The 16,770-nt window shown below is 55.6% G+C and carries 11 protein-coding genes and 3 pseudogenes; 5 read left to right on the top strand and 9 right to left on the bottom strand.

The features are described 5' to 3' along the window. Positions 1 to 20 precede the first annotated feature (20 nt). Together yghU and QTO30_RS06140 are read right to left on the bottom strand one after the other, a co-directional pair. A pseudogene (yghU, locus tag QTO30_RS06145) lies at positions 21 to 863 on the bottom strand (glutathione-dependent disulfide-bond oxidoreductase); the annotation flags it as partial. Positions 864 to 1,024: 161 nt separating this feature from the next. Further along, the gene (locus tag QTO30_RS06140; protein WP_340423210.1) at positions 1,025 to 2,113 is read right to left on the bottom strand and encodes a LysM peptidoglycan-binding domain-containing protein; all 1,089 of its coding nucleotides are present in this window, start codon (positions 2,111 to 2,113) and stop codon (positions 1,025 to 1,027) included. Positions 2,114 to 2,410: 297 nt separating this feature from the next. Between QTO30_RS06140 and QTO30_RS06135 the strand changes: the two genes are divergently transcribed. Next, complete coding sequence (locus QTO30_RS06135) at positions 2,411 to 3,523, top strand: LysM peptidoglycan-binding domain-containing protein (RefSeq protein WP_340423209.1); 1,113 nt, start codon at positions 2,411 to 2,413, stop codon at positions 3,521 to 3,523. A gap of 445 nt (positions 3,524 to 3,968) precedes the next feature. Here QTO30_RS06135 and QTO30_RS06130 read toward each other — a convergent pair whose 3' ends face one another. The 3 genes from QTO30_RS06130 to QTO30_RS06120 form a co-directional block, all read right to left on the bottom strand. Continuing rightward, positions 3,969 to 4,343: a nuclear transport factor 2 family protein gene (locus QTO30_RS06130; protein ID WP_340423208.1), complete on the bottom strand. Its 375-nt coding sequence runs from the start codon at positions 4,341 to 4,343 to the stop codon at positions 3,969 to 3,971. 894 nt (positions 4,344 to 5,237) lie between these two features. After that, complete coding sequence (locus QTO30_RS06125; protein ID WP_340423207.1) at positions 5,238 to 5,870, bottom strand: response regulator transcription factor; 633 nt, start codon at positions 5,868 to 5,870, stop codon at positions 5,238 to 5,240. After that, on the bottom strand, positions 5,867 to 7,300 hold the full coding sequence (locus tag QTO30_RS06120) for a cache domain-containing protein (protein WP_340423206.1): 1,434 nt from the start codon (positions 7,298 to 7,300) through the stop codon (positions 5,867 to 5,869). Before QTO30_RS06120 ends, QTO30_RS06125 begins: the two co-directional genes overlap by 4 nt. A gap of 246 nt (positions 7,301 to 7,546) precedes the next feature. Between QTO30_RS06120 and QTO30_RS06115 the strand changes: the two are divergent. The 4 genes and pseudogenes from QTO30_RS06115 (at position 7,547) to QTO30_RS06100 (ending at position 14,218) form a co-directional block, all read left to right on the top strand. Next, positions 7,547 to 8,631: pseudogene (locus QTO30_RS06115) on the top strand (TRAP transporter substrate-binding protein). Between the two features lie 129 nt (positions 8,632 to 8,760). Next, complete coding sequence (locus QTO30_RS06110) at positions 8,761 to 9,705, top strand: TRAP transporter small permease subunit (RefSeq protein WP_340423204.1); 945 nt, start codon at positions 8,761 to 8,763, stop codon at positions 9,703 to 9,705. A gap of 17 nt (positions 9,706 to 9,722) precedes the next feature. After that, positions 9,723 to 12,076: pseudogene (locus QTO30_RS06105) on the top strand (TRAP transporter large permease). Between the two features lie 165 nt (positions 12,077 to 12,241). Beyond that, a complete protein-coding gene (locus tag QTO30_RS06100) occupies positions 12,242 to 14,218 on the top strand; it encodes an autotransporter outer membrane beta-barrel domain-containing protein (protein ID WP_340423203.1) in 1,977 nt (658 codons plus the stop codon). 58 nt (positions 14,219 to 14,276) lie between these two features. Here QTO30_RS06100 and QTO30_RS06095 read toward each other — a convergent pair whose 3' ends face one another. The 4 genes from QTO30_RS06095 to QTO30_RS06080 all read right to left on the bottom strand — a co-directional run bounded on the left by QTO30_RS06095 (position 14,277) and on the right by QTO30_RS06080 (position 16,706). Then, the gene (locus tag QTO30_RS06095) at positions 14,277 to 15,083 is read right to left on the bottom strand and encodes an arginyltransferase (RefSeq protein ID WP_340423201.1); all 807 of its coding nucleotides are present in this window, start codon (positions 15,081 to 15,083) and stop codon (positions 14,277 to 14,279) included. A gap of 73 nt (positions 15,084 to 15,156) precedes the next feature. Next, a complete protein-coding gene (locus QTO30_RS06090; protein WP_445327135.1) occupies positions 15,157 to 15,600 on the bottom strand; it encodes an RDD family protein in 444 nt (147 codons plus the stop codon). Between the two features lie 79 nt (positions 15,601 to 15,679). Continuing rightward, positions 15,680 to 16,117 carry a DUF2852 domain-containing protein gene (locus tag QTO30_RS06085; RefSeq protein ID WP_340423200.1) on the bottom strand — a complete coding sequence of 146 codons (438 nt, stop codon included), beginning with the start codon at positions 16,115 to 16,117 and terminating at the stop codon, positions 15,680 to 15,682. Positions 16,118 to 16,235: 118 nt separating this feature from the next. After that, on the bottom strand, positions 16,236 to 16,706 hold the full coding sequence (locus tag QTO30_RS06080; RefSeq protein ID WP_340423198.1) for a YbaK/EbsC family protein: 471 nt from the start codon (positions 16,704 to 16,706) through the stop codon (positions 16,236 to 16,238). Between the last annotated feature and the right edge of the window lie 64 nt (positions 16,707 to 16,770).

Raw genomic sequence — 16,770 nt, 5'->3', positions numbered from 1 at the left:
CGTGTTCTAAGCTATTGAATTCATTTGCCATCGCCAATCTTATCCCATGTCTGTGTGTCAAAATCCTCTGCGTCATGACGTTCGCGCAATTGCGACGCCGGGTCACCCCAAGCGCGGTTCACCATTCTGCCGCGTTGGTAGGCCGGGCGGTTCATGACGGCATCGGTCCAGCGATTGACATGTTCGTAGGACGCAACATCAAGGAATTCGGCCGCTTCATAGACCTGACCTTTGACCAAAGCCCCGTACCAGGGCGCGACCGCCATATCTGCGATTGAGTACGCATCTCCACCCAGATATTCGCTGTCTTCCAATCGCTGGTTCAGCACATCCAACTGGCGCTTCGCTTCCATCGCAAAGCGGTTGATGGCATATTCGAATTTCTCTGGCGCATAGGCGTAGAAATGGCCGAAGCCGCCACCAAGATAGGGTGCGGACCCTTGCAGCCAGAACAGCCAGTTGAGTGTCTCAGTCCGCTCTGGGGTGCCTTTGGGCAGGAAGGCGCCATATTTTTCGGCCAGATAGAGCAGGATCGCGCCGCTCTCAAAAACCCGCACACCGGTATCCTTGTCAAAAAGAGCGGGGATCTTGGAGTTTGGGTTTACATCGACAAAGCCGCTGCTGAATTGATCACCCTCTTGAATGTTGATCAACCACGCATCGTATTCGGCCGCGTGGCCTGCGGCTAACAACTCTTCCAGCATAACCGTGACCTTGACGCCATTTGGGGTGGCCAGAGAATGCAATTGAAGCGGGTGTTTCCCGACTGGCAGGTCTTTGTCATGGGTGGGCCCCGCGATAGGGCGATTGATGTTGCCGAATTTGCCACCACTTTCGGTGTCCCAAGTCCAGACTTTTGGGGGGTGTAGGCGGGTGTATCAGACATTGTTCTTCCGGTTTTCTAGTGTGCGTTGCAAATCAATGTGGGGCGGAATGTCGCAGGAGCAAGGCTGCATCCCGTAACGGAAACAAAAACGGCGCGCCAGAAGGGCCCGGCGCGCCATTTTTGTTTGTTGGGAAGGCGTTAGCCCTGTGTCATCGCCCGGAACTCGGTCAGGTGGCGGCGGACAATCTCAAACCACTCGCCGGTGTCCTTGATGGCCTGCAGGCCCGAGTTGAATTCCGCCAGCATTTCTTTGCCCTGCGGGTTGTTCTTGGCGATCACGCCGTGGATCGTCAGAACCTGTGCCAAACCCTCATTCAGACGGATCTGATCGGTTGTCCCTGTTGCGACCATCGCACCGTCGGCTGCATCAACGGCCAGTGCAACCACGTCGACGTCTCCAGCGACAAGCGATGTAAAGCACTCACCCGGATCGGAAGGGCGGATCAAAGTGATGTTTGGTTCTTTCAGGTCATTCTCTTCAAGTTGGAATGTGGCATAACCGGAAGGGCGGCAAACCACCTTGCCCAACAACTGTTCATAGGCAGTGACTTCTGGTTCGGACGCACGGGTATAATAGCCAAACACCTGCTCAAACATCGGCTCGGTCCAGTCGAAGTTGTTACAGCGGAACTGGCTGTCTTCGCCCAAGCGTTCGATCTGGTCGCAGTTCGGCTTGAACCAGCTGAGGCTGAAGTCATAGGCGTGGTCCGTCACCAGAGGTGTCAGGTGCGCACCCCAATCGTTGATAAAGTCGATCTTGTAAGGTGTCCCCCCGGCAGAGTTGCCCAATGCGACATTGGCAATCTCGGTGATCATGCCGCCCTGTGCTTGCTCCTCATTGGCGAATGGCGCCCAGTTTGATCCCTGCGCCACACGGATCTGACGGGTGTCGGGGAACGGCAGACGTTCAACGCCGACCTCTTCGGTCAATGCCGCTGCTGTGGAGGCTACGGTGTCGCCCAGGCAAGGCACCTCAAGGCGCATGCCGACAGAGATCACGCCGGGGTTCGGGCCAACGGTGTCCGCATTCGCGCTATAGATAATCTGGAAAGCGGATGCATCGTCATATGCGGCGGCGGCGATCTTGGATAGCGAGTCACCGGCAGCGACAGTGTATGTTGCACCGCACTGAATGCTTTGCGCGGCAGCGGATGTACTGATGCTCATGAATGCTGCGGCCAATGCAGCGGTACCTGTTGTGGCTGAAAGTATCGTTGAAATTTTCATATGTAAGTCCTCGGAGTTGGGAGAGAGAGCAATCGTGACGGCATACTGTTTACGAAATCGCATTAATGAATGCAGTCTGTTCAGTATTGTGTGGCGGCTTTGCGGCGAGTGTATGAAAATTTGCGGAAATAATTCACTGATGCGTCGCCTTAGCATAGTGTTTATGGCGATTTCCATTTTTTCAGAGGCCAGACGTGAAAAAATGCTGTGTTTTTATTAACCGCGATTATGTCAACATTTCGCCTTTTTTGATAGGATAGATGCGTAAAACGAAACCTTAATGAGCGAGAACTCTCCATGCCCACACACAACCTTGACCAGAGCTTGACCAAGCGCGTCTTTCTGACATCAACAAGTCTTGCCGCCGTTGCTGCCATGACAGCAGGTCTTGCGCTGATGTCACCGCAGCAGGTGGCCGCGCAGGAACAATGCTCGACCTATACCGTTGTGCGCGGTGATACGCTGAGCGTGATCGCATCGACCGCGGAGGTCGTCGGTGGTTTCCAAACGCTCTTTGATGCCAATACAAATGTCCTTGAAAGTCCCAATCTGCTGGAAGTGGGCCAGGTTCTGACCATTCCTTGTGCCGACGGTTCTTTGCCAACGACTGCGGCGCGTGCAGCGCCGGCATCAACCGCGCCTGCACCCGTCACGGCACAGCCTGACCGTACGCTTCGGATTGCGACGGCGTCGGGATATGCACCATTCACGGATGAAGATGCCCCGGGCGGCGGTCTGATCACACAGATGGTCAACCGTTCAATGGAGTTGGGTAACGCCGATCAGGCCTATGATCTGATCTTTATCAATGACTGGGGCTCGCATCTTGAAACACTCTTGCCAACGGGCGCTGTTGATATGGTGTTCCCATGGTTCAAGCCAGATTGTGACCGGGTGGAAAACCTGTCACCGTCCAGTGCCTACCGGTGCACAGATTTCAACCATTCCGAACCTTTCTATGAGGCGCTTGTCGGCTATTACACGCTGGCGGGCAGCCAGTATGAAAACGTCACAACCTATCCCGAGCTATTCGGCGCCCGTCTGTGCCGCCCGGAAGCATGGTTCACATTCGACCTTGAAGCGCAGGAACTGATGCCGCCAAATGTTGAGCTCAAGACTACTGTGCCTCAAAATGGCTGCTGGCAGCTGCTTTTGGATGGCGAGGTGGACGTCATCACGCTGGATGCACTGCCCGCAGAAGAAGACTATCGCAATCTGGGCCTGGACGGGCAGATCGCAAAGCTGGAGCCGCTGACCTCGGCTGTGACGATGCATGTCTTCGTCTCAAAGAATAACCAGTTCGCCAATGACGCGCTGCCGATCATCAACGCCGGTCTGGAAGAGCTGCGCCTGTCGGGTGAGTGGTTCAATATTGTCCGCGAAGGCGTCAAGGATACCGTCGAAAACTAAGCTGTTATCGACAAAAAGAAGGCCCCGCGTATCCCAAGGCGCGGGGCCATTTTATGTGGATGACTGTCAACAGTGATTGCATTGTTCGCCAAACCGCCGCATGGCGATTTTGTGCCCAAACGGCGCGATGCCGCCATCTGAACCGATCTCAGAGCGATTTCAGGTAACTTTGCGGCAAAGTGTGCAGCTTCTATTCACCTTGTGATCACGAGACGTAGCGTTGCAAATCGTGCCTATTTCACTTGCTGGGAGCGGTTTCTCCAATTTCCATAGTTATGGGTTCCCGCAAGAGTTCTCTCACAAGTTCTGTTGATAACGGAGATTGGCCAAGCGAGAGCATTCCCATTGGTCCGTTGACTTGAGCCGCATTGGCACCAAGGTTCACGTTTTTAATCTCCCAAAACGCGCGAGGCACCGTAAGAACGTACCGAATGGACAGCTCCCATCAGGCCGCTTGAACAGATGGAATGTCCCAAACCTCGGCAACCTTGCCTTCGATGACACGCCACACCAGAACGACATCGAACTCGATCGCCGTTGCCCCATCGCCAAGCCGATTGCGAGTCTGAACAACGACCAGTTCATCGCCAACGGCCCATGCCCCCCGTGGATTTACCTGAAAAGAGCCATTGCCGTAGCTACGAACCTTGCGAAAGAAGTCGGCAATTCCCGTCAAGCCATTGTAAGAGCCTGCCAACTCGGGGGCATTCGGGTTGAAGAAGTGCCAGATCACGTCAGGGTGAAAACGGTCTGTATCCGCGGCCATGTCAGTGATGTTGATTGTAGAGATGAGATCGATGTTGGCGTGCTCGGTTTTCATTGAATGCCTCTTGTTTTGACTTGATTGTTTTGGATGGAAGTGAATCCAGATGGTCGCGGTTGCTCGGAAATTCTAGCACCGATAACCTGGGCAGCACGATCAGGTGTATTGCACCGATAATCTGGTAATCATTGCACAATAAGATGCAGTGAAAGGGATGACATCGCCCCGCTAGGGGCTGTCGTGGGTACCTGCGTGAAATCGGTCACTTTTTGCTTCTCTTATGTTTGCTCGTAGCTGGTCTAGCGGGAAGGCCCCAAAGTCCTAAACCTATACACATACGCACCCTAGGCCTCTGGTTTCTGTGCCCGAACGCCTGACGTGACAGAACCGCAGGTCCCGGTGCTGTCAGCAAACCAAAGCGGTCGCGCAATTGAGAATTTTCTCAATTTCGAACTGCTGTCAAGCTGAGTTCTGGATATCCACAGGATAGATACATTCGCGCTTGTTTATGGCGCCTCGGGGTGGAGTGGCTTTGCCACTTTATGAACAGTGCGCATTGCAGCTTCCATTCTAGTTTGGCGTTGTCTGAGGGATCGGAGAAAGATGTTTAAGCAGCGCTTTTTGGTTACCCATCTGCTCAATCCTGCAGATGAAAAGCGTACCAGTCCGTTAGCTTACTTAAGAAACCAGCCGCTCGGAGTGTTCATTTCATCTGCGATCAGTTCCGGAAGTCAGTAAAGGGCAGCGATGTGCGCGCACCCGACCATGACGGGATCATGTGATAAAGTCCGTTATACCGCCTCGTTGATAGCATTTGGAGACGAGCGGGAAATGTATACCGCAATGGGCCTGTCTTCTCTCTGCATCGACATGCGCAAGGCATCGCATCGGCGCATGCGGGTGTGTTTCACGGATGACGGCCCATTTGAAACACGTCACCTCAACGGATCGTTAAATCCCTGTGCCCTGCAAAACCCCATGTTCTAGCGCATAACGTGTTAGGCCCGCGGTCGAACTGATCCCCAGTTTGCGTTTGATGTTCTTGCGATGCGTCTCGACCGTGCGGACCGAGATGTTCAAGGTGTTGGCGACATCTTTGTTTGATTGTCCTTGCGCCAGTTCCAGAAGGATCGTTTGCTCGCGGCTGGTCAGCGTTTCGCGCCCGTCACTGATTTTGGGTTGCAGTGACCCTTTCGCCCCTGTGCACAGATATTCACCACCTGCCATCACCGTTTCAATGGCCGTATGGATTTCCTCGGTCGGCACGTCTTTCAGAATGTATCCGCGTGCGCCATGGCTCAGCGCGGTTGAGATGTATTCGGGGCTGTCATGCATCGACAGGATCACAATCCGGGTATCGGGCTGCTTCTCTAAAATCATCTCGGTCGCGTTCAGCCCGGACAGGCCGGGCATGTTCAGGTCCATCAAGATCACATCGGGGGCCAGCGTGACGGCCTGATCAACAGCTTCCTGCCCATTGCCCAAGGTGCCAACGATTTCCAGATCGTCATAGCTTTCCAACAAAGACCGGATGCCTTCGGCGACCATCGGGTGATCATCTACGATAAGAACGCGGGTCGTCATGCGCTTTCCTTTGTTGTGTTTTGTGGGCGCAGCATATGGCTCAGCGGCACCTGTGCTTCAATGACGGTGCCGGTTTTTCCGGTGCGTGCTGACAGGATCCGCAGCGTCCCACCCAATTGCTCAATACGCTCTTGCATGTTGCGCAGGCCCAATCCGGCGCTGGGGCGGCGTTCCTGTTGTGGCCATGTCATACCAACGCCATCGTCCACAACCCGCAGGAATGCCCCCTTGCGGTTTCCTTTCAGGCTGACCTGTACGGTTTCAGCCTCTGCGTGGCGTTCGATATTGGTCAGCGCCTCTTGGGCGATCCGGTAAAGCGCAATGCGTGCCTCCTGGTCCAGGCGGTTGCGGAACACGACAGTCTCGAACTCCACGGCAATGCCCGTCCGGGTCGAAAAATCATCGGTCAGGGCCTGAAGGGCAGGGCCGAGGCCCAGATCATCCAGCACGCCGGGGCGCAGGTCGCGGCTGATACGGCGCACCTCTTGGATTGTGGACCCCAGACCGTCGATGCCCTTGTTCAGGCTGTCGCGGATGCCCGGATCATCACCGACCTTGCGACGCGTCAACTCCAGCGCGTAACGCACCCCCACCAGCATCTGGCTGATCCCGTCATGCAGTTCGCGGGCCACGCGTCCGCGTTCTTCTTCTTGGGTGTCAAAGATGCGTTGGGTTAGTTGTTTCAGCTTGGCATCGGCCAGGCGCCGTTCACGCAGGTTCAGGAACATGCCGGTCATGAAAACGGCGATCAAAGCGGTAATGGCAATACCGACGATGTAGTAACTTGTCGTTGTGATGCGGGTTTCCACATCAGCACGCGCGGCGGCGACGTTTTCCAGGACATCATCAATGAAAACGCCGGTACCGATCGCCCACCGCCAGTCTTGCAGGCCGTTGACATAAACGATCATGCGCTCGGTCGCCCCGGTCGAGGGTTTGGGCCAGTCAAAGCTGTGATAGCCGCCGCCGGTCCGGGCAATGCGGATCAACTCATCCGTGATAGGAGTGCCGTTGAGGTCTTCCAGCCCAGTCCAGTTCCTGCCGATCAGATAGGTCTGGCGGGGGGCGACAAGGTTGTTACCGTCATAATCGAACACAAAGAAGTACCCATCCTGCCCATAGAGCATGGCGGCCAATTCACGGCTGACGGCCAGTTTTGCCTCTGCATCATCGGGGGCCGCGCGGCCATAGGTGTTCACTACTGCAGTGCGCGCGATCGACAGGTAGTTTTTCAGCTCAGCGCGTTTGGTTTCGATCAGCTGCGCTTCCAACGCTTGGATTTCACGTTCAGCCAACTGTCGTGATTGTGCACCAACAACCAACGTAATGAGAAAGACAGCCGCGATCAGGGGCAGAGTGGCCAGAAGGAAAACTTTCTGTCCGTAGCTGATATTGATCATGTCACGCAAACGCGAAAAAAGGCCCGTCATAGGGTGATCGTTAGCCAAGAATCACCGGCGAATCAAATGCCAAGAATCACTGAATGACGTCCGAGTCGCTTCTGTTAGCGCCCAAACAATCAGCAGAATTGGTTAGAAAAAGTGACAAAAGTGGCGATTATACGCAGTACTACGTATTTCACCTCAAATGGCGTCGCGCTAGTGTCCCGGCACGAAATCCATCTGTGGGCACACTATGCGTCGCCCGCAAAGATGAAACACCCGGGAGGTAACTTTATGGATCGTCGTTCATTTCTAAAGAATTCAGCACTTGGTGGCTCTGCGGCAGCAGCAACGGCGCTGGCCGCACCAGCATATGCGCAGGGCAACCGCACGCTGACACTGGTCACAACATGGGGCCGTGGCCTTGCTGGTGTGCATGACGCAGCCCAGCGTGCCGCTGACACCATCACAGCCATGTCCGGTGGCTCGCTCACCATCGACCTGAAAGCCGCTGGCGAACTGGTTGGCGCGTTTGAAGTGTTTGACGCGGTCACATCCGGTCAGGCTGATATGTACCACGGCGCAGACTACTACTTTGTGGGTCAGCACCCAGGCTACGCGTTCTTCACATCCGTGCCATTCGGCATGACACCGCAGGAAATCTCGAACTGGTACTACCACGGTGAAGGTCAGGCCTTCCACGACGAGCTGGGCTCGATCTTTGGTCTGAAATCATTCCTCGCTGGTAACACAGGCCCACAGGCTGGTGGCTGGTTTGCGAAAGAAATCGCAGGTCCAGAAGACTTCCAAGGCCTGAAGTTCCGTATGCCGGGCCTTGGTGGTCAGGCGCTGGGTCGCATGGGTGCATCTGTTCAGAACCTGCCAGGTGCGGAAGTGTACCAAGCGCTGGCTTCCGGTGCGATTGACGGCACCGAGTGGATCGGCCCATGGGCAGACGAGAAGGCTGGTTTCCAGGAAATCACCAAGTTCTACTACACAGCCTAAGCATGCACGAGCCGGGCGCAGCCCTGTCTTTGGCCACAAACCTTGATGTGTTTGAAAGCCTGAGCCCAGAGCACCAGAAGATCATCGAGATCGCATCTGGCGAAGCACACCAGTGGAACCTTGCGCAGTTCATGAATAACAACGGTGCAGCGTTGCAGCGTCTGCAGGCCGGTGGTGTTCAGGTTCTGGAGTTCCCAGATTCAGTTTGGGATGCAATGGGGACTGCCGCACGCGAGACAATGGACCAGTACAATGGCGACGACATCTATGATCGTCTGCGCGCCAGCTACAACGCGTCCATGGCGGCGTCTTCCGGCTGGATCACACAGTCCGAAGGTGCCTACCGCCAGCAGCGTGACCGCGTGATGGGCTAAGCCCACATGGCGGATCATGTTTTCATGATCTAGATCATCGTGAAGGCCCGATGCCACGCGGCATCAGGGCCTTCACACCAAGCGGTGCCGGGGCGGCATCCAATTCAGCTTCCACGAAGGGGAATTCTCATGGGCCTTGGCGATGCATGGGGTGGAAACGCGATAGGGTGGTTCTTTGGCAACCTGCTCGACGCATTCTATAACTTCTTTTACGCACTGTTTAATCCGGGGTCATGGCTGTCATGGCTGCCGTCGATTAACGGCCCGATGGAGACCGAGCAGAAAGAAGCGCTGATGCGCTTTATCTACTACGGTGCCTCGGTCGAGTTATTTTTCGTCGTGTTTGTGATATTCCTGATTGTTACGATCATTGGTCTGATCAACAACCGTTTTATGTGGGGCTGCGTGCGCGGCCTTGAGGGCTTTGCCAATATCGTCGGTCGGACGGCGGCATGGGCTGGTTTGTTGATGGTGCTGCAGCAGATCGTGATCATCTTCATGCAGCGTGTTTTTGCGGTATCGGAAATCAGCATCGGTTTTGGGATCACCGTGACGCATGACGTTAGCTGGTGGTCAGAACAGTTGAAGTTCTACAACGCGATGATTGTCACGCTTTGCGCGTCTTATACATTCGTTCAAGGTGGCCACGTCCGTGTTGACCTTGTCTATTCCGCGATCAGCTACCGTGCCAAGCGGGTGATCGACATGTTCGGGTCCATGGTGCTGATGGTGCCTGCGGCGATCCTGACATGGCTCTATGGCTGGTTCTTCTTGTGGCGGCACCTGGTCGTGCCCAACCCCTCGGCGTCCAGTTCTTTGGACCGGTTGTTGACGCAATCCCGCGCACTGCGCTGGAATGTAGAAACCATTGGTTTCTCGCCCAACGGCTTTAACGCCTATTTCCTCTTCAAGGTTCTGCTCGTGGTGTTCACAGCCATGATCCTGCTGCAAGCTGTGGCATTCTTCTATCGCTCTTATCTGGAGTGGAAAGAAGGGCCCGAAAGCGAAGGCAAGAACCTCGACAAAGACAAGATGGGCGATGAAACCGCCGAACTTGTCGCAGACATTCACTAAAGTAAGGCGGTAGACCCATGCTTTTCGGATTAGATGGCATCGAAGTCGGTATCATTATCGTCTTTCTCACACTGTTCGCAGGGATCCTGTCAGGCTTCCCGGTTGCGTTCGCAATCTCAGGCTCTGCGGTGATTTCCTTTGCGATTATCGCAGCCCTCGACAGCTCTGGCCTGCTTATCCATGCAGCTGTTGATACCAACTCGGCCGAATATGCAGCGTTGATCGCCGAAGGGGTGCGGCCGGATGCGATCTCGGTTTTCCGATACCCTGAGCTACCGCGCTACGAGGATGTCTTGTTCCCACAAGGCTGGGAAGTTGCCCTAGACCGCAATGTTGGCTTCATGGTCAACCGGATGAATGAACGCGTCTTGGCGGGGCAGTCGATTGAGACGCTGCTGGCCGTGCTGATGTTCGTCATGATGGGGATTGTGCTGGAACGATCACGTATCGCCGATGAGCTGCTGACGACAATGGCCAAGGTGTTTGGCCCGTTGCCCGGTGGTCTCGCTGTCTCCATCGTGATCGTGGGCGCGTTCCTTGCCGCTTCAACAGGTATCGTTGGTGCGACCGTTGTGACCATGGGGCTATTGGCGCTGCCGACGATGCTCAAGAACGGGTATTCGCCGCAACTCTCTACAGGTGTCATTGCAGCATCGGGTACGTTGGGCCAGATCATTCCGCCGTCCATTGTTATTGTTCTTCTGGGTACGTTGGCAGGTGATCTGTATTCCGCCGCTCAGGAAGAGCGCGCGCAGCTGGCCGGGTGTTCTGACGCGTTGACCTTCCTGGGTGAGCCAGCGGTTGTCTCTGTCGGCACATTGTTCCAGGCGGCCTTGTTGCCGGGGATCATGCTCGCCGGGCTTTATGCCGGTTACGCCTTCATCTTTGCCCTGATCAACCCATCCAAAGCGCCGCCGGTCCAGTTCGCCGATAGTGAAGGTGGCGAGGTGATTACCCGCAACGATAGCTTCACATGGTTCCTCGCGGTGCCTGTGGGGATTATCGGTCTGGCGATTGGTATGGGGCAGACGAACCTTGTTGGGTCGCAATCCGTGATCGTCGATAGCTTCACGGCTTCGGGCCAAACCGCATCCTTGCGGACCCGCGTGAGCGAGGAGTGTGCGGCCTCCATGCAGGAGCTGCATGGTGAGGAAGCATGGCAAACCGCACTGGCAGAGCAGGCTGCGATTGATGAGGCTGGCGGGGTTGAACAAGCGCGCGAATTGTCACCCGAAGAACGTGCCGAGCGTGTGATGCAAAAGGTCGAGGCAGCCGCACCCATCGGGTCGGGCATCGCGATCTTTGCGGTCTTGATGGGCCTGATGCTGGCTATAGCACGCGGCGTGGCGCCAAGCGCCGATGCGCGTCCGCTGATTGTTGGAGCGGTCGGGGTCGGATTGGTTCTGTTGACCGACATCCTCATCATCTCACCGCTGACAACGCCAGGGCAAACAACGCTCTTGCTGGCCATTCCAACAATAATTGCCTTTTATGGCCTGCGTGTTGCAGCGAAGCTGTTGGCTGGCAATGAAATCCTGCGCGTGGTGTTCCCACCGCTTGTGCTGATCGTGGCTGTGCTGGGGTCCATCCTGGGCGGTATCACAAATCCAACCCCGGCTGCGGCTTTGGGTGCAGGTGGTGCGATCTTGCTGGCGGCGTATCGCAAGCTGCAAGACCAAGGGCGGTCCGGCCGCATGGTATTGCTGACCGCGACGGCCATCGTAGTGATGCTTTTGGTCGGGGTGAACTTTGATATGCGTCTGGGGCAGGAAGTGGTTCTGTTTGAAAACCGGGTGGCCTATCTGGTGGCCTTCGGCAGCTTCCTCTTTGCACTCTTTGGTCTGCTCTGGTCTTGCTGGGTTCTGATCGCAGGTGGCGTCTTGGCGCCCGTTGTGCGCGAGACGGCGAAAGTGACCTCCATGGTCTTCACCATCCTGATCGGCTCGCAGCTGCTGAACCTTGTGCTGATCTCATTCGGAGGCGAGCATTACATCCAACAGTTCCTGCGCTCGTTCGACAATGAATGGACCGTGTTCCTGCTGGTGATGCTGGTGCTGTTCATGCTGGGCTTCGTGCTCGACTTTTTGGAGATCATTTACATCGTCATCCCCATTGTGGGGCCGGTTATCTATGGCGGGACGTTTGATCCCAAATGGGTCACAATCATGATCGCGGTGAACCTGCAAACGTCCTTCCTGACGCCACCCTTCGGCTTTGCACTGTTCTACCTACGGGGGTCGCGCCCAAATCGATTACCACGGGGCAGATTTATAAGGGCGTGATGCCGTTCATTGGCATTCAGGTCTTTGGGTTGCTGCTGTTGGCGTTCTTCCCGGCGGTCGTCACGATTGTGCCGAACCTGCTAAACTAGGGCGCATACCGCCCGACCATCGCGATTGGTCTTAGCGCGCAGCGGAAGCTGCGCGCTTTTTTGTTTTTTGCGGTCTGCCGAGAATAAAAAAGCTTCACGTACGTAAACAATGCGGCGGCAGTCAAATCTGAACCGCCGGTTTGTAAAAATTTGCGGGATGACAGTATGAAAAACTCCAATTCTCTTCGACAGATGCAAGCTGTCTGCCTCATTGCTCTTGCTGTGGGGCTGGCCAGCTATCAGCCCGCTTTCGGTCAAGAGGCGGTCGTTATTCAAGACGGTCAGATCGTCATTGAGAGTGTGGCATTGGATGAAGATGGGGACAGCCTCACTATCGAAACTGGCGGCGCAATTGATGTTGCAGACGACGACGGTGTGGTGATCAGCGCTGAAGAAGCAACCGTCATAAACGACGGTACGATCAATACGACGGGGTTTGACGCGGGCGGTATTTTTTCAGGCGGTGTGGGTGCGGCGAGCATCAACAACGGTACGATCACAACTCTGGGAGAGCAGGGTGACGGCATTGTTTCTAATCGGGCGGATGCAACAAATACGAACAACGGTCGGATCAGCACAGATGGGTTTGATGCAGACGGTATTTTGACCTTTGAAGCGAATGCTGTGAACACCAACACCGGTTCGATTAGCACTTTGGGTGGTCAATCCGGTGGCATTTTTTCGCGCGGACGGGTCTCGCAAAACATCAACAGCGGAAGCATCGTGACCCAAGGTGACCTGTCTGATGGCCTTTTGTCCACTGGCTTTGCCTCCACAAACACCAACAGCGGTGACGTGCGGACAAGTGGTTTTGACGCCGACGGCATACTGTCTTTTGGCTCCAGCACCGCGAACACGAATTTGGGAAACATCGTGACGACCGGCGATTCATCGTCCGGGATTTTCTCACAAGGTCGCAATACAACGAACATCAACAGCGGGAAAATCATGACCCGCGGCGTGGACTCCGATGGGGTGGTTCTTCTCGGTAGCGGATCGACACTGACCAATATGGGTCTTATCCACGTGACGGGTGAAGACAGCCAGGCCGTGCGGGGCGGATCCGGGATGCAAACTGTGAATCTTGGCGCGGGGTCCTTGATTATTGGTGGTTTTGATCTGGGTGGTTCCTATGATGTCGTAAACTACGACAATGCAGGGTCTGGGGTATCAGCTGTCCTCACGCTTGAGAACGTTGAAGAACTGAATATCACCGGCAATGACCGCCCCCTGTTTGTTGTGGATGACGTGATCACCACGGTCGATACAACGGGGTTTTCTGTGATGAACGATGCGACCGGGCTTTTGGCAAACACGGCGCAGCGCACCGTGGGGCAGCGGGTCGGCACGGATGGCGCCTGGGCCAGCGTACTTGGCCCATCGCGCGCGCGTGGTGATGACGGGCTGACCTTGGCCTACCGGACCAGCCTGGCGGGTGCCATGGCCGGTTATGAGACGGATATGGGGAGCAATCGCGTGGGCTTTGTTGGCGGTGTCTCAGCGGGTAAGACGGAAACGGATGACGACTCTGTCGACATCAAGACACAGAGCATCTTTGGCGGGGCCTACATTGGCACATCTCTTGGTGGTATCGACCTGACGTCCAGCTTGCTGGCCGGGTTCGAGAGCCACGACGGTGACCGGATCGTTGCCGACAACCTTGCTGGCTTTGAGACAGCGAATGCAACGATCGACGGTCGCTTCGTGACCGCCGGTCTGCAAGCCAGAGGGGCCGGGTTTGATCTTGGTGGGGCGCGGTTCACACCGTCGTTCAGCGCCAATTATACCTTCGCGTCCTATGATGGGTACTCTGAGACAGGCACCACAAACGCCAATCTGGATGTCGACAGCCGAACAGCACAGAATCTGCATGCGCGCGCGCAGCTCGAGACGTTCTCAACAATCGGCGCGTTCGAAACAGCGTTTCGGTTCGGCATTGATGGGCGCGCAACAGATGCCGAGGACGCGACAATCTCGCTGGGTGAGGACAGCCAGAGCTTTGCCGAAACGGACAGCGATACGGGTTTGGGCGGCTTCTTTGGCGCGCAGGCTCTGCTTTCTGAAACAGACAGCTTGCAGGTTGTGGGCGATTTTGAGTTCGGTTTTGCAGATGGTGGCGAGCGGGCTGTGTCAGCCACTTAAATATGAATTTCTCGTTCTAAAGATTTGTATGCGGGGCGGTTCGTGCTGCTCCGCAAGCCTAGCTGCGCCCGTCTGGCAAGTCGATCCGCGCCACCTGCTCGGCAATCGGGTCGGTCGATAGCGGATGTACATCGGCACTGTAGGCTGTGGGGTCTGTTACTTGGGTCCAGGTCCCATCACGGTACACCTCGAGCCCTTTGAACTTGGCCTTATAGTCCATCTTAGGGCTGCCGGGGACCCAATAGCCCAGATACACGTAAGGTAGACCCAGTTCCCGCGCGATGGCGATGTGATCTAGGATGACATAGGTGCCAAGCGAAAGCTTGTCATTGGCCGGGTCAAAGAAGGAATAGACCATCGACAACCCATCATCGAGGATATCAGTCAGACAGACAGCGGTCAGGTCTTTATTGTCGGTGTATTCGATCAGGCGCGAGCGGATCGGTGTCTCTTCGACCATTGCGGCGAATTCAAACATATCCATATCAGCCATCCCGCCTGTGGCGTGGCGGCCATCAAGGTATTCGCGGAACAAGGCATATTGCTCTTCTGTGGCCCAGGGTGAGGTTGCCCGGCGGTGCAGGTGTGCCGCACGTTTGGCAACACGACGCTGGCTGCGGCTGGGCGCAAATTTAGACACATCAATACGGGCGGACATGCAGGCCGAACATTCGGCGCAAGAGGGACGATAGAGGACGTTTTGCGACCGGCGGAAGCCTTGCTTGGACAGGCTGTCGTTCAATTTGGTCGCCATATCGCCCTGCAAAGCGGTGAACAGCTTACGCTCCATCCTGCCCTCAAGATAAGGGCAGGGCTGTGGAGCAGTCACATAGAACTGCGGAGCAATGGGGAGCGTGTGGCGCATGCAATTTCCGGTTGGCTTCGCGAAAGCTTAACAATCTGTTTACCTAACGCCAAGCCCTTCGTATGTCGCATGCTTAACGGGTGGAATTGATCGCCTCTGTACCAAGCACGAGGTCCGTCAGACCCTGACCGCGCCGGGTCAGCAGCATCATGATGATCGAGATCAGTTGAAGCGGCGCCACCGTGATGCTGACTGTATAGCCAAGCGTGTGTGCAAAGGCCAAACCAGAGCTGAGCGGCGCGCCATAGAGATCACGAAATCGGATACCCATCAGGCGCATACCCCATGTCGACGATCCACCTGCCAAGGTGAACCAACGATAGATGAAGCCAACAAAAAGCATCAGTGCAGGAAAGAAGAAGATACCCGTAAAGGCCGTAAAGGGCAGAACAAGTGCGCAAAGCATCGCGATCATGACGACGTCAAAGACCCAGGCAATGCCTCGCTTGATGATCACGCCGTCGTAAAGGCGGGGGTCAATGCCATCGGCTTGGATGTAGTCTGCGGTCATTGTCATCTTTGGTCTCTTTGAAAGAAATGAATAGGAATAGCGGTGGCCCGCCGGGACTGCGGGCCACCTGTGGTTCGGTCAGCGCTTATGCAGGCGCAGGACCGGTGTTTTCGTCGTCGACGTCGGTCATCTTCTTGGCGCGATCGTCCATGAACTGGTCGAACTCGGCCTTGTCTTTGGCTTCGCGCAGACGCTCGAGGAAGGCTTCAAAGTTGTCTTGCTCTTCTTCCAACCGACGCAGGGTTTCGGCCTTATAGGCGTCAAATGCGCTGTTCCCGGATGACTTGCCCATGTGGCGGGCGCGGCTGCGGGTCATGGATTTGCAGGAAGAATTGGACATGCGTTTGCTCCAGATCATATAGGCGAGAATGGCAAGGCCGATGGGCCAGACGAAGATAAAGCCGAGAACCATGGCGGCGATCCAAGCGCCTGTGCCACGCTCATCGAGCCAAGCTTCGGCACGGGCGAAAACTCCCGTGACGCGGCCCATAGCCATTGGGGACTGGGATGTGGCGGTGTTCATGGTGGGGCTCCTTAGCTGTCTATTTGCGGTTGATGTGAATGCTTTTCACATGACAGATATCGGAGGTGGGAAGGGTTCATTCAACCCTCAATGTAAATGTTTTTTACATTTACTCATATTATGTCGTAAAATCAGTAAGTTGGGCGTTCGAAATCTTTTGCAATTTTGCCGGATCAATCGGAAAAATATGCTTTGGCGTGCCTGCGGCGGCGTAAATCTTGGGAAAATCTGTCAGTCTGGGATCGAAAAACGCGTCTATCGGGTTCAGATGCCCAATGGGGGCGACACCGCCAATGGCAAAACCGGTCTGCGCTCGGATCAGGGCGGCATCTGCCTTGCCCAATGTTTCACCGGCCACAGCACTTGCTTTGTCGGGATCGACTTGATTGCCGCCCGCAGTCACAAACAAGATCGCCTTGCCGCAGGTCTGGCCTGCAAGGATCACCGACTTGGCAATCTGGTCCAACGCGCAACTTGCCGCATCCGCTGCCTGCTGTGCAGTCCGTGTTTCGGGGCCCAGTTCCAGCGGGGTGATATCAAGGCCAGCATCAGCAAGCGCCGCCATCACGCGTTTAAGACTTTTGCTCATGTTCATCCTGTCTATTTTTGGCCAGTCTAGTCATGCGATCTGCATTGACCAGCGCGGATGTGCG

Origin of the sequence: Yoonia sp. GPGPB17 (genome assembly GCF_037892195.1) — a bacterium.
Classification (GTDB): Bacteria; Pseudomonadota; Alphaproteobacteria; order Rhodobacterales; family Rhodobacteraceae; genus Yoonia.
Note: the sequence above shows the minus strand (reverse complement) of the source record. Positions and strands in the feature narration are given on the sequence as shown.